Genomic DNA, 23,907 nt, shown 5'->3' with positions numbered 1-23,907 from the left:
GGAGCGGTCCCAGCGCTGGGACGTCGCCCGTCACCGGTACGGCGCGATCGGGTTCTGCAGCGTCCCGGCGTACATCAGCGACTCGGCCTGGTCGGCGAGGTCGACCATCTGCAGCGTGTTGCGCAGCTGCAGCCGGTTGAGGCAGGAGTGGTCGAACTCGGCGCGGAACAGGTCGTACGCCGCCGCCGCCCCGGCGAGGTGCGGGTGGTCCTCGGCGTGCCGGCGTACGCAGGCGCCGACCTCGGCCCAGAACTCCTCGACCGGCAGCACCCCGTCGACGTGCAGGATCGCGGCGAGGTGGCGCAGCACGCCGTCGAGGACGTCGGTGTGCAGCGCGAGGGCCTTGACGTCGTCGGTGACCTTGATCCGCACCCGCTCGACGTCGGGCGGCAGCGGCTGGTCGCCCATCACCGCGACCTCCTCGCCGATGTCCTTGACGAACGCCCGCACCGGCACGTGGTCGCGCAGCACCAGCACCAGGTTCTCCCCGTGCGGCATGAACGCGAGGTCGTGGGCGAGCAGGCAGTGCACGACCGGCCGCACGTAGGCGTCGAGGTACGACGCCAGCCAGGCCCGGGCGTCGAACCCCGAGGCCTCGACCAGCGCGACGGCGTAGGACCGGCCCGCGGCGTCGCGGTGCAGCAGCGAGGCCATGGTGGCGAGGGACTCGCCCGTGCCGAGCCGGGGCACGGGGCTCTCGCGCCACAGCGCGGCCAGCATCTTCTGCTGCGGTGAGCGGACGCCGCCCGCCTCGGCGACGGCGTGGTAGACGTCACCGGTGTAGCCGATCGCGGCCCGCTCGCGCAGCACCTCCAACCCGCACCCGCGCAGCGTCGGGTCTCCCTCGACGACGTCGGCGACGTGGTCGTTGATGGCCGGGGTCGGACCCATGTACGCCGGTGAGAGCCCGCGCAGGAACCCCATGTTCTGGATGGCCAGCGCGGTCTTGACGTAGTGGCGCTCGGGCCGGTCGAGGTTGAAGAACGTGCGGATCGACTGCTGGGCCTGGTAGTCGTCGCGGCCCTCGCCCAGCGGGACGAGGTCGCGGCGGGCCACGTCGGGCGCGAACGTGATCGCGACCTTGTCGGTCCACTGCCACGGGTGCAGCGGCATCAGCCGGTAGTCAGCGGGGTCGAGGTCGAGGCTGCGCAGCCGCTGGTCGAACCCGGCGCGCACATCGGGGTCGAGCTCGGCGGCGTACAGCGCGTCCTCGGTGAGGCCGGCGCCCAGCGACAGCCGGCTCAGCGAGCGCCGCACGGCGAGCCAGACGAGCCGCACCCGCGCGCCGGTCTCGGGCGCGTAGGCGAGGTAGTCGTCGAGGCCGTAGCCGATCCGGCCGTTGTTGGCCACGAACGACGGGTGGCCCTCGGTCATCGCCGCCTCGACCTCCTGGTAGCCGGCACCCACCAGGTCGTCGGACGTGGCGCGGTCGGCGGACCACTTCCAGGCCGACGACTGGATCGTGGCCGCGAGCTCCTCGAGGTAGACGGCGAGGAGCGTGTCGGGGATGCCGAGCAGCGGGGCCGTCTCGACCACGAACGCCTGCACGTCGAGCTCGGCGGGCTCGCCGTCGACCGTGCGCGACACCGTGGCGGGGTCGATCGCCCAGTGGTCGAGCGGCAGCCGCTCAGCCGCGAACGTGTACGCCGCCCGGCCGTCGGGGGAGCGGAGCACCCAGCCGGCGTCGTCCGCCGGCTCGGGGGCGAGCAGGCGCTCGTGGGCGAGCTCGCCGATCGCCTTGGTCACCAGGTGCCGCTGCACCGCGGCCAGGGACGTGGGGTTGAGGTGGGGGGTGTCGATCATGACGGGCGCCTCCAGGCGGTGCGGGTGCAGAACGAGAGTGCGGCGACCTTGGGCGGTGGACCGGGCAGGTGCACGACCCGCTCGACGACGAAGCCGGCCTCGGCGTTGAGCCGGGCGATGCGCTCGTTGCGCACGTCGGGCTCCACGACCACCCGGCGCACGCCGGGGTCGGCGAAGCAGTGCTCCAGCACGGCGGCGAAGACCCGCCGGGTGTAGCCGGGCTGCGGGGTGCTGCCCGGCGCGGGCGGCGCGACCAGCACGTGCATCCCGAGGTCGCCGACGCCCACCTCGGGCAGGTCGGCGAGGCCGACCTCGGGTGCCAGCCGCGGGTCGTAGGTCTCGGCCAGGAACGCCGGCTCGCCGTCGACCCGGCCGAGCCACGCGTCGTGGTGGGGGTGCTCGGCGACGCGGCGGTACTCGCGGACGACGTCGGCCGGGGTCGCGTCCGGCATCTCCCAGAACACCGAGCGCGGGTGGGTCACCCAGGAGTGCAGGCGGTCGGCGTGCTCGTCGACGTCGAGCGGCTCAAGGACGATCATCGCCGGCTCGTCTCGCGCAGGTGGTCGGGCACCCCAAAGGTCTGCACCGCGATCCGCTTCTCGACCGGGTAGACCTCGCGGCCGGTCAGCGCCGCGAGGATGACGCTGTTGCGGTAGGCGCCCATGCCGAGGTCGGGGGCGACGAAGCCGTGCGTGTGCTCCTCGGCGTTCTGCACGAACACCTCGTGACCGGTGCGGTCGACGGCGTACGTCGGCGAGGCGACGTACCGGCCGGCCTCGTCGAGCACCAGGCGGTCGCGGATGCCGTCGAGGAACGCCGGCACCTGCGCGGCGTAGCCGGTCGCGAGCACCAGCCCGTCGGTGGTGAGCCCGAACGCCTCGTCGGTCTCGGCGTGGTGCAGGTCGAGCCGGATGCCGTCGTCGACGACGCGGGACCCGACGACCTCCGTGCCGGTGACCAGGGTGGTGCGCGGCCCGTGCCCCGAGACCCGCAGGCGGTAGTGCAGGTCGAAGATCGCGTCGACCAGGTCACTGCTGATGCCCTTGTAGAGAGAGCGCTGTTCACGAAGGAGATCACGGCGCACGCCGGCGGGCAGGCCCTGGAAGTAGGCGGTGTACTCCGGCGACGTCATCTCCAACGTCAGCTTGGTGTACTCCATCGGGAAGAACCGCGGGCTCCGGGTGAGCCAGGTCAGCGTGTAGTCGTGGTCGGGGCTCGCGGCCAGGAGGTCGTGGTAGACCTCCGCGGCGCTCTGCCCGCTGCCCACCACGGTGATCGACCGGCGCTGCTGCAGGTCGCTGCGGTGGGTCAGGTAGTCGGCGCTGTGGCAGACGGTGGTCTCGAGACGGTTGCTAGCGCAACCTCCTCGACCAGCGTCGGTCGCCGTGCTGCCGTCGTCGCCCGTGACCACGTCCCGCAACGCCTCCGGCACCCGCGGCTGCGTGCCCACGCCCAGCACCACCCGCCGTCCGCGCAGCTCGTCGCCGCGCGCCGTGCGCACGACGTACGCCGTGCCGTCGTGCTCCACCGACGTCACCGCCTGGCCGAACCGCACGGTGCCGAGGCGCTCGGCCGCCCAGCGGCAGTAGTCGTCGTACTCGCGACGCAGCGGGTAGAAGGACTCGCGGATGTAGAACGGGTAGAGGTTGCCGGTCTCCTTGAGGTAGTTGAGGAACGACCACCGGGACGTGGGGTCGGCCATGGTGACCAGGTCGGCGAGGAACGGGACCTGCAGGGTGGCGTCGTCGAGGAGCATGCCGGGGTGCCACGACAGCTCGTCGCGAGCCTCGAGGAAGACGCAGTCGAGGTCGTCGACGGCGTCGGCGAGGCAGGCGAGGCCGAGGTTGAACGGGCCGGCGCCGATGCCGATCACGTCGTGGGTCATCAGGCGACCTCCTCGCGGGCCAGCAGCTCGTCGCCGATGGCGACCACCTCGTCGACGATCCCGAGGATGTCGGCGGCGGTGGCCATCGGGTTGAGCAGCGTGAGCTTGAGCCACGCGTGGCCGCCGACCTTGGTGGCGGCGACCATCGCCGCGCCGCGCGCGTAGAGCGCCGAGCGGATGAGCGGGGTGAGCCGGTCGCACTCCTCGACGTCCAGCCCGGCGGGGCGGTAGCGGAACACGACCGTGCTCAGCTGGGGCGCGGCGGCGAGCTCGACGTCGTCGCGCTCGGCCAGCCGCGCCCCCACCTCGGCGGCCAGGTCGACCACCGCGTCGACGTAGGCGCCGACCTGGTCGGGGCCCATGATCCGCAGCGTCATCCAGAGCTTGAGCGCGTCGAAGCGGCGGGTCGTCTGGATGCTCTTGTCCACCTGGTTGTGGCTCTGGTGCGCGGCCGTGCCCTCGGGCGGCGGGTTGAGGTAGTCGGCGTGCCAGGTGACGTGGCCGAGGTGGGCGCCGTCGGCGACGAGCAGGGCGCTGGAGCTGACGGGCTGGAACCAGGTCTTGTGGTAGTCGACGGTCACCGAGTCGGCGAGCTCGATCCCGGCCAGCCAGTGCCGCCGCGTCGTCGAGGCCAGCAGCCCCCCGCCGTACGCCGCGTCGACGTGGAACCACGCGCCGTGCGCGCGGGCCAGGGCGGCGACGTCGGTGAGCGGGTCGATGGCGCCGAAGTCGGTGGTGCCGGCGGTGGCGACGACGGCCATCACGTGGTGGTCCTGCGCCTCCGCGGCCGCGAGCGCGGCGCCCAGGGCCACGACGTCCATCCGGCGCCGCTCGTCGACCGGCACGCTGACGACCGCGACCTCGCCCAGGCCGAGCATCCGCGCCGCCTTCTGCACGCTGAAGTGCCCGTCGGCCGAGGCGATCACGCGCAGCGAGGTGAGCGGTGCGCCCGACGCGACGGCGTGGTCGCGCGCGAGCAGCAGGGCCTGGAGGTTGGACTGCGTGCCGCCGCTGGTGAAGATCCCGTCGGCGCGGGGCCCGAAGCCGATCCGGGCCGTGGTCCAGTCGACCAGGTGGCGCTCGATGTAGGTGCCGCCGACGCTCTGGTCGAAGGTGTCGAGGCTGGAGTTCACGCCGCTGACGAAGACCTCGGCGAGCAGCGCCGGGATGACGACCGGGCAGTTGAGGTGGGCGGCGTACGACGGCTCGTGGAACCACACGGCGTCGTCGAGGTAGAGCCGGCTCATCTCTGCCAGCGCGGCGTCGACGTCGTGGAGGGGCCGGTCGAGGTCGACGTCGGCGACCGGCTTGGCGGCCAGCTCGGCGGACAGGCCCGTGGAGGGCCGGCGCTGCACGCGGCCGAGCGCGTCGGCGAGGTGGTCGACCCCGCGGCGCATCGTGGCGACGTAGGCGTCGGCGTGGTGCGGGTGGAACAGGTGGGAGAGCGGGTGGGGCGACGGGGGAGCGACCACCGGACATCCTTCCGAGACGGAGGTTAGGTGAGGCTCACCTTAGTAGAGATCCCCGTGCTCGGGCAGGTCGGCTCAGCGGTCGAGCCGGCGGGCCAGGTACGTCGCCGTGGCGCCGACGCCGGCGGCCGCGACGGCGCGCGGCGTACCGGCGGCGATGACCCGTCCACCCGCGTCGCCGCCGCTCGGCCCCAGGTCGACCAGCCAGTCGGCGCTGGCGATGGTGTCGAGGTCGTGCTCGACGAGGACGACCGTGTTGCCGGCGTCGACCAGGCGGTGCAGCTGGCCGAGCAGCAGCGCGGTGTCGAACGGGTGCAGACCGGCGGTGGGCTCGTCGAGGAGGTACAGCGTGTGCCCGCGCTGGGCCCGCTGCAGCTCGGTGGCCAGCTTGATCCGTTGGGCCTCGCCGCCGCTCAGCTCGGTGGCCGGCTGGCCGAGGCGCAGGTAGCCCAGGCCGACCTCGCGCAACGTCTCCAGGCCGCGCGACGCGGTGGGGACGTCGGCCAGCAGGACCGCGGCGTCGTCGACCGACAGCGCGAGCACGTCGGCGATCGTGTGACCGCGGTAGGTCACCTCGAGTGTCTCGGGGTTGTAGCGGGCGCCGTGGCACGTCGGGCAGGGGGAGTAGGTGCCGGGCAGGAACAGCAGCTCCACCGCGACGAACCCCTCGCCCTCGCAGGTCTCGCACCGTCCCTCGGCGATGTTGAAGGAGAACCGGCCGGCGCCGTAGCCCCGCTGCCGCGCCTCGGGCGTGGCGGCGAACGACTTGCGGACGGCGTCGAAGAGGCCGGTGTAGGTGGCCAGGTTGGACCGCGGGGTCCTGCCGATGGGCCGCTGGTCGACGACCACCAGCCGGTCGAACGCGTCGATGCCGGCGACCTCGCGGACGTCGGGCTCGTCGGGGGCCGGGCCCTCCTCGTCGGCGGGCGCGGGCGGCGCCTGGCCCAGGTGTCGTCGTACGACCTCGGCCAGGACCTGGATGACCAGGGTGGACTTGCCCGACCCCGAGACGCCCGTGACCGCGGTCAGCGCGTGGAGGGGCACCTCGACCGCGAGGTCGCGCAGGTTGTGCCGGGTGACCCCGCTGACCCGGAGCCAGGACCCGAGCCGCCGCGGCTCCCGCTCCACGGGCGGCACACGGTCGAACAGGTAGCGGCTGGTGATCGACTCGGGCACGTGCTCCAGCCCGGCGATCGGGCCGGAGTAGAGCACCTGGCCGCCGCCCTCACCCGCGGCCGGGCCGATGTCGACGATCCAGTCGGCGCGGCGCACGACGTCCATGTCGTGCTCGACGATGAACAGGGTGTTGCCGGCGGCCTTGAGCTGGTCGAGGACCCGCAGCAGGGGTTCGGCGTCGGCCGGGTGGAGACCGGCCGACGGCTCGTCGAGCACGTAGACGACACCGAAGAGCCCCGAGCGCAGCTGGGTCGCGATGCGCAGGCGCTGGGCCTCGCCCGGCGAGAGCGTCGTCGAGCTGCGTCCCAGCGCCAGGTAGCCCAGCCCGAGGTCGAGGAGCACGTCGACGCGGGCGACCAGGTCGCCGCTGATGCGTGAGCCCACGTCGTCGACGTCGCCGGTGGCCGCCGGGCGCAGCCAGTCGGCGAGCGCCGTGAAGGGGAGCGCGTTGGCCTCGGCGATGGACAGCCCCGCCACGGTGACGGCCAGCGCCTCCGGGCGCAGCCCGGTCGCGCCGCAGTCGGGGCACGCGGTCGAGCGCATGAACCGCATCATCTTCTCGCGCATCGCCTGGCTCTTGCTGGTGCTCAGGACGTGGCGCACGTGGCCGCGGGCGCTGCGGAACGTGCCCATGTAGTCGCGGCCCCCGCCGCCGTCCTTGTCCTGGGGCCGGATCAGCACGGCCGGCTGCTCGTCGGTGAAGAGCACCCAGTGGCGTTGCTCGACCGGCAGGTCGCGCCACGGGAGGTCGACGTCGACGCCGAGGTTCTTCACGACCCGGCGCAGGTTGTGGCCCTGCCATGCGCCGGGCCAGGCGGCGATGGCGCCGTCGCGGATGCTCAGCGAGGCGTCGGGGACCATCAGCGCCTCGTCGACGTCGTGGACCACGCCGAGCCCGTGACAGGTGGGGCAGGCGCCTGCCGGGGTGTTGGGCGAGAACGCCTCGGCCGCCAGGTGGGCGGCGCCGGCCGGGTAGGTCCCGGCGCGGGAGTAGAGGATCCGCAGCAGGTTGGAGAGCGTGGTGATGGTGCCGACCGTCGAGCGCGACGACGCGGCACCGCGGCGCTGCTGCAGCGCCACCGCCGGCGGCAGCCCGGAGATCTCCTGGACGTGCGGGGCGCCGACCTGCTGCAGCAGGCGCCGGGCGTACGGCGCCACGGACTCGAAGTAGCGCCGCTGCGCCTCGGCGTACAGCGTGCCGAACGCCAGCGAGGACTTGCCGGAGCCCGAGACCCCGGTGAACGCGACGATCGCGTTGCGGGGGAGGTCGACGTCGACGTGGCGGAGGTTGTGCTCGCTCGCGCCGCGGACGCGCACATAGTCGTCCGGGGGCTCGATCACCCTGCGTGTCTAGCCGATCCGGCGGGGGTTCCTCGCATCCCGGTCGGGCGCGGTTAGCCTCGGGCGGTGAGTCTCGGGAGACGCGTGGGGCGCGACCGCCAGGTCGCCGCCCGGTCCTGGTGTGCTGCCGCCGTGCTGGTCACGATGCCGGTCACGGTGCTGGCCGGGTGCGGCGATCGCGTCGACGAGCCGGAGGAGGGCTCCTCGGGGCCGCCGAGCGCAGCGGTGGCCGAGGACCGTGTCTCCCCCTCGCCCGCCGCCGAGGAGGCGCTGCCGGGCGACGAGCTGCTCGCCCTGCTCCGCACCCGGGCGACGGCGGACGGCGGCCCGGACAGCTGCGACGCCGCTGCCGTCGAGGCCCGCCTCGCCGGCTTCGACACCGCCGCCGGCCACCGCTACACCAGCCTCGTCGTCCGCAACACCTCGCGCCGACCGTGCCAGGTCGCCGGCGTCCCCGGACTCGGCGCCCGAGGCGAGTGGGGACACCGGTTCGAGCTCGCCGTGCAGCCGGCCCTCGGGAGTGACGGCCCGGCGCCTGCGGTCACGCTCGACCCGGGAGCCGAGGCGGTGGCGACCCTCGAGTGGACCGGCGCGCTGGCCGGGGCCCGGGAGGAGAAGGCGTCGGTCCTCGCCGTCCAGCTCGCGGCCGGCCAGACGCCCCTGCAGGTGCCCGCGCGGCTGGAGGGTGACGGACCCGATGCCCCGGCCCTCGACCTCGGTCGCCGTACCGACGTGCGGATCGGTCACTTCGCGCCGGCCGGGTGACCGACCTGCCCGGCCCCCAGGACGGGGTCCTCGGGCATCCTGGTCGACGTGCCTGACAGCGACGGGACCGAGCCGGCCCCGGACGAGTCCGGGCTGGCCGCGCTCGTGCGCCGCTACGTGCTGCCCGGTCAGCGAGCCGAGCTGCTCCGCCACGGCGCCTTCATGCACCTCCCGACCGCCGAGCGCCGGACCTTCGGTGCGCGCCTCCGCAGGGACGGTGGGACGATCAGCGACGCCGAGCTGGGCGTCCTGCTCGACGCGGACTGGCGGGGCCGGCTCACGGCCGCCTGGCTCATCGGGGCCGCCCGGAGGGACGGTCATGACGAGCGCCTGGGCCGGCTGCTCGCCGCCGGCGGGCTGCCGTACGTCGGGCAGGGCTGCTGCATCGCCCTGGCCCACGTCGCGACCCCGGCATCGGCCCAGGCCCTGAGGACCTACCTCCGGCACTCGCTGCCGCGGGCGGACGGCGGCGACGTCCCGGCGTGGGCGATGGCGGCCCTGGTCATCGTCGACCGCCGGCTCCGCACCGACCACGCGGCCGGGCTCGGCCGGCCGGGTGGCGCCTGGGAGTCGTGGAACGGCGGGGTCCACTCGCTGACGACGGTGGTCGCCGCCGTCGACGACCAGCTCACCGCCCTGGTGTACGACCCGTGAGCGGGATCCGCCCCTCGGTGGGGTGACCGCTGCCCGCTCAGCCGTGCACGGCCAGCACGTCACGCACCAGGCGCTCGCACCGCTCGAGGAGGGCGCGTCGCACCGCCTGGCCGCGCTCCGCGAACCCGCGCTGCGCCGCGGCGTACTCCTGCTTGCCCTCGGGCGTCTCGATCCGCACCGGGGTCCACTCCTCGCCGGTGTGGTCCAGGACCAGGCCGGTGAGGTCGTACGGCGCGGCGCGCATGTCGAGGACCCGGATGTCGCGGGCCAGCTCGAACGCGTCCGCGACCAGGTCGGAGCAGATCATCGGCGAGAGCCGGAAGGCGTGCTTGTAGAGGTCCATCCCGGCGTGCAGGCAACCCGGTTGCTCGAAGGCCGCCCGGTCGTCGCGGCCGGGGGAGAGGACGTTGAGCGGGCGGGCGGCCGGGGTGAAGAACCGGTAGGCGTCGAAGTGGGAGCAGGCGATCCGGTGCGACTCCACGACGGTGTCGGTGCCGTCGGACCCGAGCCGGAGGGGCCAGTCGGCGTGCCGGGCGTCGTCCTCGCCGAGGCGGTAGACCATCGCCCACTCGTGCAGGCCGAAGCAGCCGACGTGGGCCGGCCGCGCCGCGGTGGCGGCGAGCAGCCGGTGCAGCGCGGTGAGCAGCGGCCGCTGCGAGGCGACGTACGACGCCGTCACCGCACCGCCGTCGTAGCCCTTGAGGCCGTCGTACTCGGGTGCGTCGAGCAGCCGCGCGCCGAAGCCCGGGTGCCAGCGCAGGAGCTGGGCCGGGCGGTGGCTGTAGTAGTCGAAGAGGAAGTCGTGGACCGGGTGCGTGGCGCCCCGCCCGCGGCGCTCCCGGTGGGGCTCGACCACCGGCGCGAGCCGCGCGCGGTGGGCGGCGGCGCGGCGCTCCCACTCAGCCCGCTCCAGCCCCTGCACCCGGTCACGGTAGTCGGCGCCGCCAGGAAATAGCCGATCGGTGGTTGACCTGGACGCACCGGGAACGCATGGTGGGGAAGACACCGTGCTTCCGGCGCGGTGGGTCAGGTGATGACCTGGCCACCCCCCCCAACTGCTCGCTCTGTGTCCGAGACCTCGGCTGCCGACTTTGCGGATCCCCTCAGCTCTCGGAGGAGCTCGTACATGTTGCCCCCCTTCGCATCCCCTCGACGTCGCACCACCGGCCTCGGCGTCCTCGCCGCCGCCGCAGCCCTCGTGGTCGCGCCACTGACCGTGCCGGCGCACGCCGCCGTCACGCTCGTGCCGCTCGGCGTGACCCAGAACTTCTCGGTCCTCGCCGGGTCGACCATCACCAACACCGGGCCGACGACCATCAACCGCGGTGTCGGCCTGCACCCGGGATCGGCGATCACCGGTCGCGCGTCGATGACGATCGGCGGCGAGGTCCACGTCCGCGACGACGTGGCCCGGCGCGCCAAGCTCGACCTGACCACGGCGTACAACAACGCCGCCGGGCAGTCGCCCCGCACGGCCGCCGACGACGAGCTCGCCGGCGAGACCCTCGTGGGTGGTGTCTACAACCGCCCCGCGGCGATGGCCCTCAACGGCGCGCTCGTCCTGGACGGCCAGAACGACCCCGACTCGACCTGGGTGTTCCAGGCCGGCTCCACCCTGATCACCGGGTCGACCAGCTCGATCCAGCTGATCCGCGGCGCCGACCCGTGCCGGGTGTTCTGGCAGGTCGGCAGCTCCGCCACCCTCGGTACCGGCACCCGCTTCGTCGGCACCGTGATGGCCGACCAGAGCATCACCCTGCAGACCGGCGCGCGCCTCCAGGGCCGCGCCTTCGCCCTCGAGGGCGCGGTCACGCTCGACACCAACGTCATCTCCTCCCCGACGTGCCGGGACTCCGACGACGGCGGCGACGACGGTCCGGGCGAGGGCCCGGGTGGCCCCGGCGACGGCCCCGGTGACGGCCCCGGTGACGGCGGCGACGGTCCCGGTGACGGCGGCGACGGTCCCGGTGACGGCGGCGACGGCCCCGGTGACGGCGGCGACGGCCCCGGTGACGGCGGCGACGGTCCCGGTGACGGCGGCGACGGTCCCGGCGATGGCGGCGGTGGCGGTGGCGGTCAGATCAGCGAGCCGCCCGCCGGCGGCGTACCGACCGGCGCGACCGGCGACACCGCTGCTGACTCCGTGGTGACCACCTCGATCCTCCTCGCCCTCCTCCTCGGAGCAGGGCTCGTCGGCCTCACCGCCCGGCACCGGACCCGGCCGGTCCGTCTCCACCGCAGGTGACGCGGACAGCGGGGCGACACCGCAGCGGCCCGTCCTGGGCACGAGCCGGCGTCGCTCTCGTGGTCGCCGCGACCGTGCTGGCGCTCGCCGGCCCCCCGGTCGTCGCCCGGCTCGGTGGTGACGACACCGGGTCGGCCGCCGCGCCGGCCACACGGTCGAGCACGCCGTCGACGACAACCCCGCGTGAGCCGGTCACGGCGGCGCCGAGCGACACGCCACGCCCACAGCCTCGCCGGCCCCGTCCGGTGGCCGAGGCGGCACCGATGGCGGAGTCCCCGCCGAGCCGGTTGCTCGTCCCCTCGATCGGCGTCGACGTCGACGTGATGGACCTCGGACTCACCGACGACGACGTCCTCGAGGTGCCCCCGGGCGCCTTCCCCGCCGGGTGGTACGTCGGGTCGCCCACCCCCGGTGAGCTCGGCCCGGCGATCATCGCCGGGCACGTGCGCTGGGAGGAGGAGCAGGGTGTCTTCGAGCGGCTGCACGAGCTCGCCGTCGGTGACGCCATCTCGGTGGTGCGCGAGGACGGCAGCGTGGCCGAGTTCCGGGTGACCACGTCGGAGCAGTACCGCAAGGACGCCTTCCCCACCAGCCGCGTCTACGGCGACATCGGCTTCGCGGGCCTGCGCCTGATCACGTGCGCCGGCCTGGACCCCGCGTCCGGCGAGTACGACGACAACGTCGTCGTCTTCGCGCGGCTGGTCGACCCCACCGGCTAGCGTGCGGCGGCCGGAACCGCCGTTCGGTGAACACGGCCCCTGATCCGGGCTACCGTCATCGGGAAGGCAACCGCCGCCCCCCACCAGCCGGGCTTCCGGCTGACGCTCGGCGGTGCCTCGATCGAAGGCCCCCCATGTCGAGTACTGCTCGCGTCCGCCGTCCCCTTCGCCAGAACCCGATCGCCCGCGTGGGGGTCGGACTGTGCGGCCTGCTCGTCGCGGGCTCCCTCGTCCCGGCCCCGGCCGCCACGGCGGCCGAACCGACGCCCACCGCCTGGGTCGAGCTCGGCAGCGCGGAGGACTTCTCCGTGCTCGGGGGCGCCGGCGTCGCCAACACCGGCGACGGCACCCTGCTCGCCAAGGACCTCGGGCTGAGCCCCGCCGGCGTGATCGCGGGCTTCCCGCCGGGCGAGGTGGCCGGAGCCGTCCACGACAAGGACGGTGTCGCCGCCGCCGCGCAGGAGGACAGCACCGCGGCGTACGAGGACGCGGTGAGCCGCGAGAGCACCACGACGTTCGCCGGTGACCAGATCGGCAAGACGTTCGGCCCCGGCGTGCACACCACCACCGCCGCCTTCACCAACACCGGCACGATGACGCTCGACGCCGCCGGCGACTCCAGTGCGGTGTTCGTCTTCCAGGTCGGCGCCGCCTTCAGCTCCGCCGCGTCGACCAAGGTGGTGCTCAAGAACGGCGCCCTGGCCAACAACGTGTTCTGGCAGGTCGTCGGGGCGGTGTCCCTCGGTGCCGGCGCCACCTTCGTCGGCACGTTCCTGGCGGCCGGCGCGGTCACGCTCGGCGCCGGCGCGTCGCTCAAGGGCCGCATCCTCACGCCCGGCACGGTCGCCCTGACCAACAGCCCGCTCACCGAGCCCAAGGACGACCTGGTCGCACCGGTCGTCGGCATCGACGGTGGCGCCGCACGATCGACCCACGACCGCACGCCGCCCATCTCCGGGACGACCGACGAGCCCGCCGGCCGAGCAGTGTCCGTCGCCGTGGCCGGTCAGGCCCTGACCACCACCGTGCGCGCCGACGGCACCTGGAGCGCGAGCGCCTCCACCCTCCCCGAGGGGCCGCACGACGTCGTCGCCACCATCGCCGACGCCTCGCAGAACGTCGGCACCGCCACCCAGGTGCTCACCGTCGACACCACCGCCCCGGTCGTCGACGTCGACGGAGCGGCGTCCCGCGCCACCAACGACACGACCCCCACCCTGGCCGGCACGACCGACGAGCCCGCCGGCACGGCCGTCGCGGTCACCGTCGCCGGCCAGGCGCTCGCCACCACCGTCGACGCTGAAGGCGCCTGGACCGTGGAGGCCGGAGCCCTCACGGAGTCCGGGCACCTCGTCACCGCCACGGTCGGCGACCTCGCCGGCAACGTCGGCGTCGCCCACCAGGTGCTCGACGTCGACGTCACCCTCCCGGTGATCGCGATCGACGGCGGCGCCACGGCGGCGACGTCGGACACCTCGCCGTGGACCTACGGGACGACCGGCGAGAAGGCCGGCTCCGTCGTCCACCTCACCGTAGGCGGCCAGGAGCTCGAGGCCGTCGTGCGCACCGGCGGGGTCTGGAGCGTGAGCGCCACGACGCTGGAGCCGGCGACCTACACCGTCGTCGCCTCGATCACCGACGCGGCGCAGAACACCAGCGTCGCCGTCCAGACCTTGACCGTCGGCGAGGGTGACGGCGGCGGTGTGGTCGTCCCCGAGCCGTTGCCGCGGTTCCGTCCCGACGCCGCGATCCGCAGGGTCGGGGGCGCGTTCGTCGGCGCCGGCAGCTACCACCCGACCGACCAGCGGGTGACCCAGACCGTGCCCCACCGCGGCCGCAAGGTCTTCCACGTCCGGTTGACCAACCGGGGCGACGCCACCGATCGCCTGACGGTCCGTGGCTCGGCACGGGACAAGCGCTTCGCCGTCGGCTACCGCGTCGGGACACGTGACGTCACCGCCGCCGTCGTCGCCGGCCGCTACGTCACCGGCCACCTGGCACCCGGCTCGTCGGTCGTGGTGGTCGTGACCGTCACCCGCACCGCCGCCGCCCGCACCGGCCACCAGCGCCACTTCCAGGTGCACGCCACCTCGGTACGTGCCACCGGCGTCCGGGACACCGTCGGCGCGGTCGCCCGAGCCTGACCACGGCGTCCCGGACGGCCGCTCGCTAGGGTCGACAGCGTGCGTATAGCGAGGTTCACCATCGGCGACGAGCCGTCCTACGGCGTCGTCACGGGCGACGTCGACCAGTTCGGGCAACCCGACGAGGACGCCGTGGTCGTGGCGCTCGCCGGCGACCCCCTGTACGTCGGCATCAAGCTGCTCGACCAGGAGCACCGGCTCGCCGACGTGCGCCTGCTCGCGCCGGTGCTGCCGCGCAGCAAGGTCGTCGGCATCGGGCGCAACTACGCGGCCCACGCCGCCGAGATGGGCAACGACGTGCCCACCGAGCCGCTGATGTTCCTCAAGCCCAACACCAGCGTGGTGGGTCCCGGCGACCCGGTGTTCTACCCGCCGCAGACCCAGGACCTCCACTACGAGGGCGAGCTGGCGGTGGTGATCGGCCGCATCTGCCGCGACGTGCCGCCCGAGCAGGCGACCGACGTCATCCACGGCTACACGATCGCCAACGACGTCACCGCCCGCGACCTGCAGCGCAAGGACGGCCAGTTCACCCGCGCCAAGGGCTTCGACTCCTTCTGCCCGCTGGGCCCGTGGATCGAGACCGACCTCGACCCGCAGCACTTCAAGGACGGCGTGCGGGTGCAGACGTTCCTCAACGGCGACGTCGTCCAGGACGGCTCCACCGCCGACATGATCTTCGACGTCCCGGCCCTGGTCGCCCACGTCTCCAGCGTGATGACGCTGCTCCCGGGCGACGTCATCCTCACCGGCACCCCCGAGGGTGTCGGTCCCATGCAGGTCGGCGACGAGGTCGAGGTCTCGATCGCCGGTCTCGGCTCCCTCACGAACAGGATCGCCCAGCGATGAGCACCCCGGTACGCGTCCGCTTCTGCCCCTCGCCCACCGGGTCGCCCCACGTCGGCTTCGCCCGGGCGGCGCTCTACAACTGGGTCTTCGCCCGCAAGCTCGGCGGCACCTTCGTCTTCCGCATCGAGGACACCGACAAGGCGCGCAGCACCGAGGAGTCCTACGACGCGATGCTCGGCGCGATGCGCTGGCTCGGTCTCGACTGGGACGAGGGCCCGGAGGTCGGTGGCCCGCACGCGCCGTACCGCCAGTCCCAGCGCACCGACCTGTACGTCGACGCCCTGGCGCGGCTGCGCGACTCGCGGTTCACCTACGACTGCTTCTGCACCACCGAGGAGGTCGACGCCCGGCGCAAGGCGAGCGGCTCCAAGCTGCAGGGCTACGACGGGTTCTGCCGCGAGCTCTCCGCCGAGCAGCGCACCGCCTTCGAGGCCGAGGGCCGAGCGCCGATCGTCCGGTTCCGGATGCCCGACGGCTCGATCACCTGGCACGACCTGGTGCGCGGCGAGATCACCTTCGAGACCGAGTTCGTGCCCGACTTCGCGCTCTGCCGCGCCAACGGTGACCCGCTCTACACGCTGGTCAACCCCGTCGACGACGCGCTGATGGGGATCACCCACGTGCTGCGTGGCGAGGACCTGCTCTCGAGCACGCCGCGCCAGATCCCGCTGCACCAGGCGTTGGTCGAGCTGGGGCTCTCGGCTGCCGTGCCGGAGTTCGGCCACCTGCCGCTGATCATGGGGGAGGGCAACAAGAAGCTCTCCAAGCGCGACCCGCAGGCCCACCTGTTCCTCTACCGCGACCAGGGCTTCCTGCCGGAGGGGCTGCTCAACTACCTGGCCCTGCTCGGCTGGGCGATCGCCGCCGACCGTGACGTGTTCACCCTCGACGAGATGGTCGCGGCGTTCGACATCAAGGACGTCAACCCCAACCCGGCGCGCTTCGACCTCAAGAAGGCCGACGCGATCAACGGCTCCCACATGCGGATGCTGTCGACCGACGAGATCACCCACCGGGCGCTGCCGTTCCTCAAGAACGCGGGCGTCGTCTCCGACCCCGTCAACGACGCCGACGCGCAGCTGCTGGAGCTCGCGATGCCGCTGGTCGCCGAGCGGATCAACAAGCTCACCGAGGCCGTCGACATGCTCGGCTTCCTGTTCGTCGACGAGGAGTCCTTCACCCGCGACGAGGCCGACGTCGCCAAGCTGCTCGACGACGCCGGCCGCGAGACGGTGCGGGCGTCGTACGACGCCGTCAAGGACCTGCCGACCTGGTCGACCGAGGCCATCCAGACGGCGCTGCAGACGGCGCTCGTCGACGAGCGCGGCCTCAAGCCGCGGGTCGCCTTCGGCCCGGTGCGGGTGGCCGTCACCGGTCGCCGGATCTCGCCGCCGCTGTTCGAGTCGATGGAGCTGCTGGGCCGCGAGCGGAGCCTGGCCCGGTTGCAGAGCGCGTCGTGAGCGACCCGGCGGCGTCCGGGGGCAACCCCCACCACCCGCCGGCGCGCCAGCCGGTCGTCGAGGACGAGCTGGAGTACCACCGCCTCTACCGCGCCCGCCGCCCGGGCTGGGGCTGGTACGCCGGCGGCGTCACCTCGATGATCGTGATGTTCCTCGTCGTCAACGCCGTCGTCTCGGTCGTCGGCTTCGCGGTGTACTTCCTGCTCAGCGGCACCCCGGTCGACGACGTCGGGACCGAGCTCACCGAGCTGGCCGACCTCACGACCGTCACACCGATCAAGCTGCTGTTCCTCAACCTCACGCTGATCCTCTCGATCCCGGTCGCCTGGGGCATCGCCTACCTGTTCCACGACGTCCGGCCGCGGTGGCTCGCGTCCGTGGGGCCGCGGATCCGCTGGCGGTGGCTGGCGGCGTCGTTCGGCGTCTCGGTCGTCACGCTCGTCGTGACGGTCGTGCTGGGCTCGCTCCTGCCGGCCACCGAGGGCGAGACGATCTCCAGTGACCTCAACTCCTTCACCGACACCACCCGCGACTTCCTGCTGGTGGTCGTGCTGTTCACGCCGCTCCAGGCCGTCGCCGAGGAGTACGTCTTCCGGGGCTACCTGACCCAGGCGTTCGGCGGGATGGTCTCCGACCTCCGCCTCGCCCGCTACCTCGCGGTCCTGGGCCCGGCCGTCCTCTTCGCCCTCGCCCACGGCAGCCAGAGCTTCCCGATCTTCGTCGACCGGCTGGCCTTCGGCATCACCGCCGGCATCCTGGTGATCGCGACCGGCGGGCTCGAGGCCGGCATCGCCTACCACGTGCTCAACAACCTCCTCGCCTACGGCTTCGCGCTGGCCTTCAGCGACATGACCACCGCGCTGAACCCCGAGGGCGGCAGCTGGTGGGACGTGCTCCTCAGCGTCGTCAAGAGCGTCGTCTTCGTGGCCCTGGCCGTCTGGACCGCCCGACGCATGGGGGTGGCCACCCGCGTCGCCCGAACCGAGTTGGTGAGCCCCGTGACCCGCGTGTAAGGTCCTGTGTCGGCCTTCGGAGCGTCCGGTTCCCCGGTTTTCGAGAGCCAGAAGCACAGTAGAACAGTGGGATATGGTGTAATTGGCAACACAGCTGGTTCTGGTCCAGTCGTTCTAGGTTCGAGTCCTAGTATCCCAGCGAGATCGTGGCTCCCGAGCCACGATTTGTCCCGTGACCAGCGGCTTCGGTAAGGTTCCGCAGGTCCTCGCCAGTGATGGTCACGGATATGCCCCCGTTGTGTAGCGGCCTAGCACGGCGCCCTCTCACGGCGTTAGCGCCGGTTCGAATCCGGTCGGGGGTACACCTCGGAACCCGCGCCCCCTGGGCGCGGGTTCTGGCGTTGTGGGGCGGAGTCGGCGACCGCCGCCGACGATGGTCGAGGAGGTTGCGCAGCAACCGTCTCGAGACCACCGCCGCGCTGACCCCCACGCCCGGGTGAAATCCGGGGCTGCCGGGGCGGGTCGAGATTTCACCGGTGGACCGGGGAAGTCTGAACTTCCCGGGCACTACATTGCCCGGGAACTTCAGGTCTTGCCCGGTCAGTGGTGCCGCTGCGCGAGATGTGACCAGTGGGGCGGGGCTGCAGGAGTACCCCGTTCACCGGGGAATCCTGCAACCGGCTCCGGCACCCAGCGCCCCCCGCAGGGCCGCCGCGACCCCGGAACACCACACCTCAGGCGCAGAGACCGGCCTGTCGCCGCTCCTCGGCACGATCGCTGTCCCCGGAGCCACTGGAGCCGCCGGAGCCGCTACTAGCACCCGAGCCGCCCGACGTACCGGCGTCGTCGTCCTCGGACTCGGTGCCGACCTCCTCGTCGGCGCCGATGCTGCCCTCGCTGAAGTCCTTGCCGAGCTTCTGGTCCTGCTTGATCCGCTCCCACAGGTCGTCGGCGGCGGCCGACCACACCAGCGTGACGGTCGGGTTCTCCGGGTCGGGTTCGACGGGGACGGTGATGAACTTGATCATGTCCAGGCCGGTGTCGCGGAACTCCATGGCGAGGTCGAACAGGCTGCCGACGGAGTCGAGGCGGTCGTCGGTCTGGATCGACGACGTCACGGCGCCGAGGAAGTCGTAGACCTTCTTCGGCTGCGAGAGGGTGCCGGCCGACATCACCTTGTTGATCATCGAGGCGATGAACGCCTGCTGGCGCTTCATCCGCCCGATGTCGCCGGTGACCGAGAGCTGGGAGCGCTCGCGCACGTAGTTGAGGGCGTCCTGCCCGGTCAGCGTTTGGGTGCCGGCCTCGAAGAAGATGCCGTGCTCGGGGTCGTCGACCTCGGTGGGGATGCAGACCTCGACGCCGTCGACGGCGTCGACCATGTCCTTGAACCCGTTGAAGTCGAGGACCAGGAAGTGGTGCACGTGGATCCCCGTCAGCTCCTCGACGGTCTGCAGCGTGCAGACGGGACCGCCCACCTCGAAGGCCGTGTTGAAGCGGACGCCGGCCTCGCCCTCGAACGTCTTGCCGTCGACCATGCAGTCGGGCCGGTCGACGATCGCGTCGCGCGGCAGGCTGACGCCGAAGGCGTTCTCGCGGTCGCGCGAGACGTGCAGCAGGATCACGGTGTCGGAGCGCTCGGTGCCGTCGGCGTTCTCGCCGTCGATCTCGTTGCCCTGGCCGACACGGGAGTCGGAGCCCATGACCAGGATGTTGAGCGGCTTGTCGGGGGAGTCCTTCGTGACGCCGTCGGGCAGCACCTCCTCGACCCGGTGCTCCACCCGCTCGCCCTCGACGATGTTGTCGTTGAGGTCGCGGTGCACCAGGTAGGTCCCGAGCGCGGCGATCATCGCCACCACCAGCTGGCTCGCCACGATCGTCGTCCAGACCGTGCGCCGGTGGGTACGCCGCGCCGCGGGCTGCTCGGGCGACGCGCCGGCGGGCCCGGCGTCCGGTGCTGTGGTCTCGCTCACCCGGGAATCCTCCCAGAAGCATGGCTACCGGGGGCCGGATCGGCAGCGCGGGGCGGATGGACCCCGCCGCGGCGGTGTCCGATTCCCGCCAGAACGAGGCCGCGTGGGGCACCATGATGGATGTCATGACAACGTTCCAGCGCCTCGATCCCGAGACGTGCTACGGCGCGGTGAAGTCCCGCGACCGACGCTTCGACGGGGTCTTCTACGTCGCCGTGCGCACCACCGGCATCTACTGCCGCCCCTCGTGCCCGGCCCGCACGCCGGCGTACGCCAACGTGACCTTCCACGTCAGCCCCGCCTCGGCCCAGGCAGCCGGCTACCGCGCCTGCAAGCGCTGCCTCCCCGACGCCACGCCGGGCAGCCCCGACTGGGACGTCTCCGCCGACGTCGCCGGCCGCGCCATGCGCCTGATCTCCGACGGCGTCGTCGACCGCGAGGGCGTCGAGGGGCTGGCGACCCGGATGGGCTACACCCCGCGGCACCTCGGCCGGCTGCTGACCGCCGAGCTCGGCGCGGGTCCGCTCGCCCTGGCCCGCGCCAAGCGCGCCCAGACGGCGCGGGTGCTGATCGAGACCACCGACCTCGGCTACGCCGACATCGCGTTCGCCGCCGGGTTCTCCAGCGTCCGGCAGTTCAACGACACCGTCCGCGAGGTCTACGCCGCGAGTCCCACCGACCTGCGCGGTCGGCGCGGCGGGGTGCGCACCCCGGGCGCGGTCACGATGCGCCTGGCCGTTCGCACGCCGTTCGCCGGCCGGGCGCTGCTCGACTTCCTCGCCTACCACGTGGTGCCGGGCGTCGAGCTCGCCGGCGACGGGTGGTACGCCCGCACCCTCGACCTGCCGCACGGACCCGGCACGCTCCGGCTCGACATCGCCGACGCGCTCGAGGAGGGGCAGACGGCGTTCGTGCAGGCGCGGTTCGAGCTCACCGACCTGCGCGACACCGCCGCGGCGGTCGAGCGCGCGCGGCGGCTGCTCGACGCCGACTGCGACCCGCTCGCGGTCGGCGACCACTTCGCCGGCGACCCGGTGGTCGGACCGCTGGCGCGGCGTACGCCGGGACTGCGGCTGCCCGGCCAGGTCGACGGTGCCGAGACGGCGATCCGCACCGTCATCGGCCAGCAGGTGAGCGTGCTCGGCGCCCGCACCGTCACCGGCCGCCTCGTCGAGGCGCACGGCCGGGCGGTCACGACCGGCACACCCGGCCTCGACCGGTTGTTCCCGTCGAGCGCGGCGCTGGCCGACGCCGACCCCGAGACGCTGCCGATGCCGCGGTCCCGCGGCCGCGCCCTCGTCGGTCTGGCCCGGTCGCTCGCCGCGGGCGAGATCGCCCTCGACCGCGGCACCGAGCGCGACGCCGTCCGCGCCGCGCTCGTGGCGCTGCCCGGCATCGGTCCGTGGACCGCCGACTACGTCGCCATGCGCGCCCTCGCCCACCCCGACGTCTTCCTGCCCACCGACATCGGAGTGCGCAACGCCCTGCGCGGCCTCGGCCACGACCCGGCGCAGGTGCTCGGCCGGGTCGACGACTGGCGCCCCTGGCGCTCCTACGCCCTGATGCACCTCTGGAACACGCTCATGCCCCCGACCACGCCCCCGACCACACGCCCGACCACACCGACGAAAGGCCTGTCTTGATGTGGACCGTCATCGACTCACCCATCGGCGAGCTGCGGCTCGTCGAGCGCAGCGGGTCCATCACCGCCATCGAGTTCTCACCGTTCCGCGACGCCACCACCGACGGCAGCCCCCGCGGCGTCCGGCAGGACGACCACCCGGTGCTCGTCGAGTGTGCGCGTCAGCTGGCGGCGTACTTCGCGCGTGACCTTAAGGACTTCGAGCTGCCGCTCAACCCCGCCGGCTCCCTGTTCCAGCAGCAGGTGTGGGGCAAGCTGCGCGAGATCGGCTACGGCGAGACCGTGACGTACGGCGAGGTGGCCCACCGCATCGGCCGCACCAACGCCGCGTCCCGCGCGGTCGGCCTCGCCAACGGCAGCAACCCGATCCCGATCGTCATCCCGTGCCACCGCGTGATCGGCGCCAACGGCACCCTCACCGGCTACGCCGGCGGCCTCGAGCGCAAGCAGCTGCTGCTGGGCCTGGAGCAGGACGCGCTGTTCTGAGCCTGGCAGGGAGCTCTGACCGTTGTCGGGGGTAGCAACCCCTGCCAACGGTCGGGATCCCCGGCCAGCCGGGGGTTCCGCCGAGCCCCGCCGTGCTACTCCGCCGCAGCCCGCCGCAACGACTCCGAGAGCCGCTCGGCGGCGGCGAGGACGGCGGGGGCGTGCATGCGGCCGGGCTGGCGGGAGAGCCGCTCGAGCGGGCCGGAGACCGAGACGGCGGCGATGATCTTGCCGCCGGGGGAGCGGACGGGGGCGGAGACGGACGCGACGCCCTGCTCGCGCTCGCCGATCGACTGCGCCCAGCCGCGGCGGCGGATCCCGCTCAACGCGGCGGCGGAGAAGGCGGCGTTCTGCAGGCCGCGGTGCATCCGCTCGGGGTCCTCCCAGGCGAGCAGCACCTGGGCGGCCGATCCGGCGCGCATGGTCAGCTGCGAGCCGACCGGGATGGTGTCGCGCAGGCCGGAGGGGCGCTCGGCGGCGGCGACGCACACGCGGTGCTCGCCCTGGCGGCGCCACAGCTGGGCCGACTCGCCGGTGATGTCGCGCAGGCGGGCGAGCACGGGGCCCGCGGTGGCGAGCAGGCGGTCCTCGCCGGCGGCGGCCGACAGCTCGGCGAGGCGGGGGCCGAGGATGAAGCGGCCCTGCATGTCGCGCGCGACGAGGCGGTGGTGCTCCAGGGCGACCGCGAGCCGGTGGGCGGTCGGTCGGGCGAGCCCGGTGCCGGCGACCAGCCCGGCGAGCGTGGCCGGTCCGGACTCGAGGGCGGTGAGCACCAGCGCGGCCTTGTCGAGCACGCCGACGCCACTGGAGTTGTCCATATGGCGATACTCCCATCTCATTCCGTGGGACGCAAGGGCTAGCCTGTGTGACGTGACCCGGGAGATCCCTGGGAAGACGAAGGAGTGGGCGAGATGGGCAGGACCCTGTCGGAGAAGGTGTGGGACGAGCACGTCGTCCGGTCGCGACCGGGGGAACCCGACCTCCTCTTCATCGATCTCCACCTCATCCACGAGGTCACCAGCCCGCAGGCCTTCGACGGCCTGCGCCTCGCCGGTCGCGGCGTACGCCGTCCCGACCTGACGCTGGCCACCGAGGACCACAACGTCCCCACGCTCGACTGGGACAAGCCGATCGCCGACCCGGTCTCGCGCACGCAGGTCGAGACCCTGCGCCGCAACGCCGAGGAGTTCGGCGTCCGGCTGCACCCGCTCGGTGACATCGAGCAGGGCATCGTCCACGTCGTGGGTCCGCAGCTCGGCCTCACCCAGCCCGGCATGACGATCGTGTGCGGCGACAGCCACACCAGCACCCACGGCGCGTTCGGGGCGATCGCGTTCGGCATCGGCACCTCCGAGGTCGAGCACGTGCTGGCGACGCAGACGCTGATGCAGGCCAAGCCCAAGACGATGGCGGTCACCATCAACGGCTCGCTGCCGGCCGGTGTCACCGCCAAGGACATGGTCCTCACGCTGATCGCCCACACCGGCACGGGCGGCGGCCAGGGCTACATCGTCGAGTACCGCGGCCAGGCCATCGAGGAGCTCTCGATGGAGGGCCGGATGACCGTGTGCAACATGTCGATCGAGTGGGGTGCCAAGGCCGGCCTGATCGCCCCCGACCAGACCACGTTCGACTACATCGAGGGCCGGCCCGAGGCGCCGACGGGCGCCGACTGGGACGCCGCCGTCGCGCACTGGAAGACCCTGGTCACCGACGACGACGCCGTCTTCGACGAGGAGATCGTCCTCGACGCCTCGACCATGACGCCGTTCGTCACGTGGGGCACCAACCCCGGCCAGGGCGTGCCGCTCGGCGCGACCGTGCCGAGCCCGTCCGACTTCGACGACGACCAGGACCGGATCGCGTGCGAGAAGGCCCTGGAGTACATGGCCCTGGAGGCCGGTACGCCGATGCGCGAGGTCAAGGTCGACACCGTGTTCGTCGGCTCGTGCACCAACGGCCGGATCGAGGACCTGCGCCTCGCCGCCGAGATCATCAAGGGCCGCACGGTCGACCCCGCCACCCGCCTGCTCGTCGTCCCCGGTTCGGTGCGCGTGCGCATGCAGGCCCAGGACGAGGGCCTCGACGTGATCTTCAAGGAGGCCGGCGCCGAGTGGCGAGGCGCGGGCTGCTCGATGTGCCTGGGCATGAACCCCGACACCCTCGCCCCCGGCGAGCGCAGCGCGTCGACGTCCAACCGCAACTTCGAGGGCCGCCAGGGCAAGGGCGGTCGCACCCACCTGGTCTCGATCCCGGTCGCCGCCGCCACCGCGGTCCGCGGCACGCTCTCGTCGCCGTCGGACCTCGAGCCCCTCGACACCCTCGTGACGGCAGGAGCCTGAG

At 73.1% G+C, this 23,907-nt stretch carries 19 protein-coding genes and 2 tRNA genes; 13 read left to right on the top strand and 8 right to left on the bottom strand.

Going from position 1 to position 23,907, the window contains the following annotated elements; all coding sequences use genetic code 11:
• Positions 1-30: 30 nt before the first annotated feature.
• From AC4MBH_RS07030 to uvrA, 5 genes are all read right to left on the bottom strand, one after another.
• Positions 31-1,803 (bottom strand): IucA/IucC family protein, encoded by a 1,773-nt coding sequence (locus AC4MBH_RS07030; protein WP_491793800.1) that lies wholly within the window; start codon positions 1,801-1,803, stop codon positions 31-33.
• Positions 1,800-2,342 carry a GNAT family N-acetyltransferase gene (locus tag AC4MBH_RS07025; RefSeq protein WP_491793799.1) on the bottom strand — a complete coding sequence of 181 codons (543 nt, stop codon included), beginning with the start codon at positions 2,340-2,342 and terminating at the stop codon, positions 1,800-1,802. The genes AC4MBH_RS07030 and AC4MBH_RS07025 overlap by 4 nt, the downstream gene beginning before the upstream one ends.
• Positions 2,339-3,688, bottom strand: coding sequence for a lysine N(6)-hydroxylase/L-ornithine N(5)-oxygenase family protein (locus AC4MBH_RS07020; RefSeq protein WP_491793797.1), 1,350 nt, complete (start codon positions 3,686-3,688; stop codon positions 2,339-2,341). Before AC4MBH_RS07020 ends, AC4MBH_RS07025 begins: the two co-directional genes overlap by 4 nt.
• On the bottom strand, positions 3,688-5,160 hold the full coding sequence (locus AC4MBH_RS07015) for a pyridoxal phosphate-dependent decarboxylase family protein (protein WP_491793795.1): 1,473 nt from the start codon (positions 5,158-5,160) through the stop codon (positions 3,688-3,690). Before AC4MBH_RS07015 ends, AC4MBH_RS07020 begins: the two co-directional genes overlap by 1 nt.
• 72 nt (positions 5,161-5,232) lie before the next feature.
• Positions 5,233-7,674: an excinuclease ABC subunit UvrA gene (gene uvrA / locus AC4MBH_RS07010; RefSeq protein ID WP_491793793.1), complete on the bottom strand. Its 2,442-nt coding sequence runs from the start codon at positions 7,672-7,674 to the stop codon at positions 5,233-5,235.
• 66 nt (positions 7,675-7,740) lie between these two features.
• Here uvrA and AC4MBH_RS07005 point away from each other — a divergent pair, with 66 nt between their 5' ends.
• The gene (locus tag AC4MBH_RS07005; protein WP_491793791.1) at positions 7,741-8,439 is read left to right on the top strand and encodes a DUF4232 domain-containing protein; all 699 of its coding nucleotides are present in this window, start codon (positions 7,741-7,743) and stop codon (positions 8,437-8,439) included.
• A 48-nt stretch (positions 8,440-8,487) separates the two neighbouring features.
• Entirely contained in the window at positions 8,488-9,093 is a 606-nt protein-coding gene (locus AC4MBH_RS07000; RefSeq protein ID WP_491793789.1) for a DUF6000 family protein, read from the top strand.
• Positions 9,094-9,130: 37 nt separating this feature from the next.
• Here the strand turns inward: AC4MBH_RS07000 and AC4MBH_RS06995 are convergent, their stop codons facing one another.
• Positions 9,131-10,015 carry a 3-methyladenine DNA glycosylase gene (locus AC4MBH_RS06995; RefSeq protein ID WP_491793787.1) on the bottom strand — a complete coding sequence of 295 codons (885 nt, stop codon included), beginning with the start codon at positions 10,013-10,015 and terminating at the stop codon, positions 9,131-9,133.
• A 204-nt stretch (positions 10,016-10,219) separates the two neighbouring features.
• Between AC4MBH_RS06995 and AC4MBH_RS06990 the strand changes: the two genes are divergently transcribed.
• The 8 genes from AC4MBH_RS06990 (at position 10,220) to AC4MBH_RS06955 (ending at position 17,825) form a co-directional block, all read left to right on the top strand.
• Entirely contained in the window at positions 10,220-11,338 is a 1,119-nt protein-coding gene (locus AC4MBH_RS06990) for an ice-binding family protein (protein ID WP_491793785.1), read from the top strand.
• Positions 11,339-11,601: 263 nt separating this feature from the next.
• Complete coding sequence (locus AC4MBH_RS06985) at positions 11,602-12,057, top strand: class F sortase (protein ID WP_491793784.1); 456 nt, start codon at positions 11,602-11,604, stop codon at positions 12,055-12,057.
• A gap of 134 nt (positions 12,058-12,191) precedes the next feature.
• Complete coding sequence (locus AC4MBH_RS06980; protein ID WP_491793782.1) at positions 12,192-14,201, top strand: ice-binding family protein; 2,010 nt, start codon at positions 12,192-12,194, stop codon at positions 14,199-14,201.
• A gap of 39 nt (positions 14,202-14,240) precedes the next feature.
• Positions 14,241-15,050 (top strand): fumarylacetoacetate hydrolase family protein, encoded by an 810-nt coding sequence (locus tag AC4MBH_RS06975; protein ID WP_491793781.1) that lies wholly within the window; start codon positions 14,241-14,243, stop codon positions 15,048-15,050.
• The gene (gltX, locus tag AC4MBH_RS06970; RefSeq protein ID WP_491793779.1) at positions 15,047-16,510 is read left to right on the top strand and encodes a glutamate--tRNA ligase; all 1,464 of its coding nucleotides are present in this window, start codon (positions 15,047-15,049) and stop codon (positions 16,508-16,510) included. The genes AC4MBH_RS06975 and gltX overlap by 4 nt, the downstream gene beginning before the upstream one ends.
• Positions 16,507-17,523, top strand: coding sequence for a CPBP family intramembrane glutamic endopeptidase (locus AC4MBH_RS06965; RefSeq protein ID WP_491793777.1), 1,017 nt, complete (start codon positions 16,507-16,509; stop codon positions 17,521-17,523). Before gltX ends, AC4MBH_RS06965 begins: the two co-directional genes overlap by 4 nt.
• A gap of 67 nt (positions 17,524-17,590) precedes the next feature.
• Positions 17,591-17,662: transfer RNA gene (locus AC4MBH_RS06960), tRNA-Gln, on the top strand.
• A 90-nt stretch (positions 17,663-17,752) separates the two neighbouring features.
• Positions 17,753-17,825: transfer RNA gene (locus AC4MBH_RS06955), tRNA-Glu, on the top strand.
• Positions 17,826-18,197: 372 nt separating this feature from the next.
• Here the strand turns inward: AC4MBH_RS06955 and AC4MBH_RS06950 are convergent.
• Positions 18,198-19,436 (bottom strand): LCP family protein, encoded by a 1,239-nt coding sequence (locus AC4MBH_RS06950; protein ID WP_491793775.1) that lies wholly within the window; start codon positions 19,434-19,436, stop codon positions 18,198-18,200.
• Positions 19,437-19,561: 125 nt separating this feature from the next.
• On the opposite strand from AC4MBH_RS06950, the gene AC4MBH_RS06945 reads away from it, so the two are divergent.
• Both AC4MBH_RS06945 and AC4MBH_RS06940 read left to right on the top strand, forming a co-directional pair.
• Positions 19,562-21,079 carry an AlkA N-terminal domain-containing protein gene (locus tag AC4MBH_RS06945; RefSeq protein ID WP_491793773.1) on the top strand — a complete coding sequence of 506 codons (1,518 nt, stop codon included), beginning with the start codon at positions 19,562-19,564 and terminating at the stop codon, positions 21,077-21,079.
• Positions 21,079-21,564, top strand: a complete 486-nt coding sequence (locus AC4MBH_RS06940; RefSeq protein WP_491793772.1) for a methylated-DNA--[protein]-cysteine S-methyltransferase — start codon at positions 21,079-21,081, stop codon at positions 21,562-21,564. The genes AC4MBH_RS06945 and AC4MBH_RS06940 overlap by 1 nt, the downstream gene beginning before the upstream one ends.
• A 95-nt stretch (positions 21,565-21,659) precedes the next feature.
• On the opposite strand, the gene AC4MBH_RS06935 is transcribed toward AC4MBH_RS06940, so the two are convergent.
• Positions 21,660-22,382, bottom strand: coding sequence for an IclR family transcriptional regulator (locus AC4MBH_RS06935; RefSeq protein WP_491793770.1), 723 nt, complete (start codon positions 22,380-22,382; stop codon positions 21,660-21,662).
• Positions 22,383-22,475: 93 nt separating this feature from the next.
• Here AC4MBH_RS06935 and leuC point away from each other — a divergent pair, with 93 nt between their 5' ends.
• Complete coding sequence (gene leuC / locus AC4MBH_RS06930) at positions 22,476-23,906, top strand: 3-isopropylmalate dehydratase large subunit (protein WP_491793768.1); 1,431 nt, start codon at positions 22,476-22,478, stop codon at positions 23,904-23,906.
• The last annotated feature ends 1 nt before the right edge of the window (position 23,907 follow it).

It is taken from the genome of Nocardioides sp. WJ219, from assembly GCF_058559815.1.
The sequence above is the reverse complement of the archived record's forward strand: the minus strand, read 5'-3'. Positions and strand labels throughout refer to the sequence as shown.

Coding starts and splice junctions, on each gene's coding strand:
- AC4MBH_RS06990 (WP_491793785.1), top strand. CDS start 10,220: ATGTTGCCCCCCTTCGCATCCCCTCGACGTCGCACCACCGGCCTCGGC.
- AC4MBH_RS07030 (WP_491793800.1), bottom strand. CDS start 1,803: ATGATCGACACCCCCCACCTCAACCCCACGTCCCTGGCCGCGGTGCAG.
- AC4MBH_RS07025 (WP_491793799.1), bottom strand. CDS start 2,342: ATGATCGTCCTTGAGCCGCTCGACGTCGACGAGCACGCCGACCGCCTG.
- AC4MBH_RS06985 (WP_491793784.1), top strand. CDS start 11,602: ATGGCGGAGTCCCCGCCGAGCCGGTTGCTCGTCCCCTCGATCGGCGTC.
- AC4MBH_RS07020 (WP_491793797.1), bottom strand. CDS start 3,688: ATGACCCACGACGTGATCGGCATCGGCGCCGGCCCGTTCAACCTCGGC.
- AC4MBH_RS06945 (WP_491793773.1), top strand. CDS start 19,562: ATGACAACGTTCCAGCGCCTCGATCCCGAGACGTGCTACGGCGCGGTG.
- gltX (WP_491793779.1), top strand. CDS start 15,047: ATGAGCACCCCGGTACGCGTCCGCTTCTGCCCCTCGCCCACCGGGTCG.
- AC4MBH_RS06935 (WP_491793770.1), bottom strand. CDS start 22,382: ATGGACAACTCCAGTGGCGTCGGCGTGCTCGACAAGGCCGCGCTGGTG.
- AC4MBH_RS06940 (WP_491793772.1), top strand. CDS start 21,079: ATGTGGACCGTCATCGACTCACCCATCGGCGAGCTGCGGCTCGTCGAG.
- AC4MBH_RS06980 (WP_491793782.1), top strand. CDS start 12,192: ATGTCGAGTACTGCTCGCGTCCGCCGTCCCCTTCGCCAGAACCCGATC.
- leuC (WP_491793768.1), top strand. CDS start 22,476: ATGGGCAGGACCCTGTCGGAGAAGGTGTGGGACGAGCACGTCGTCCGG.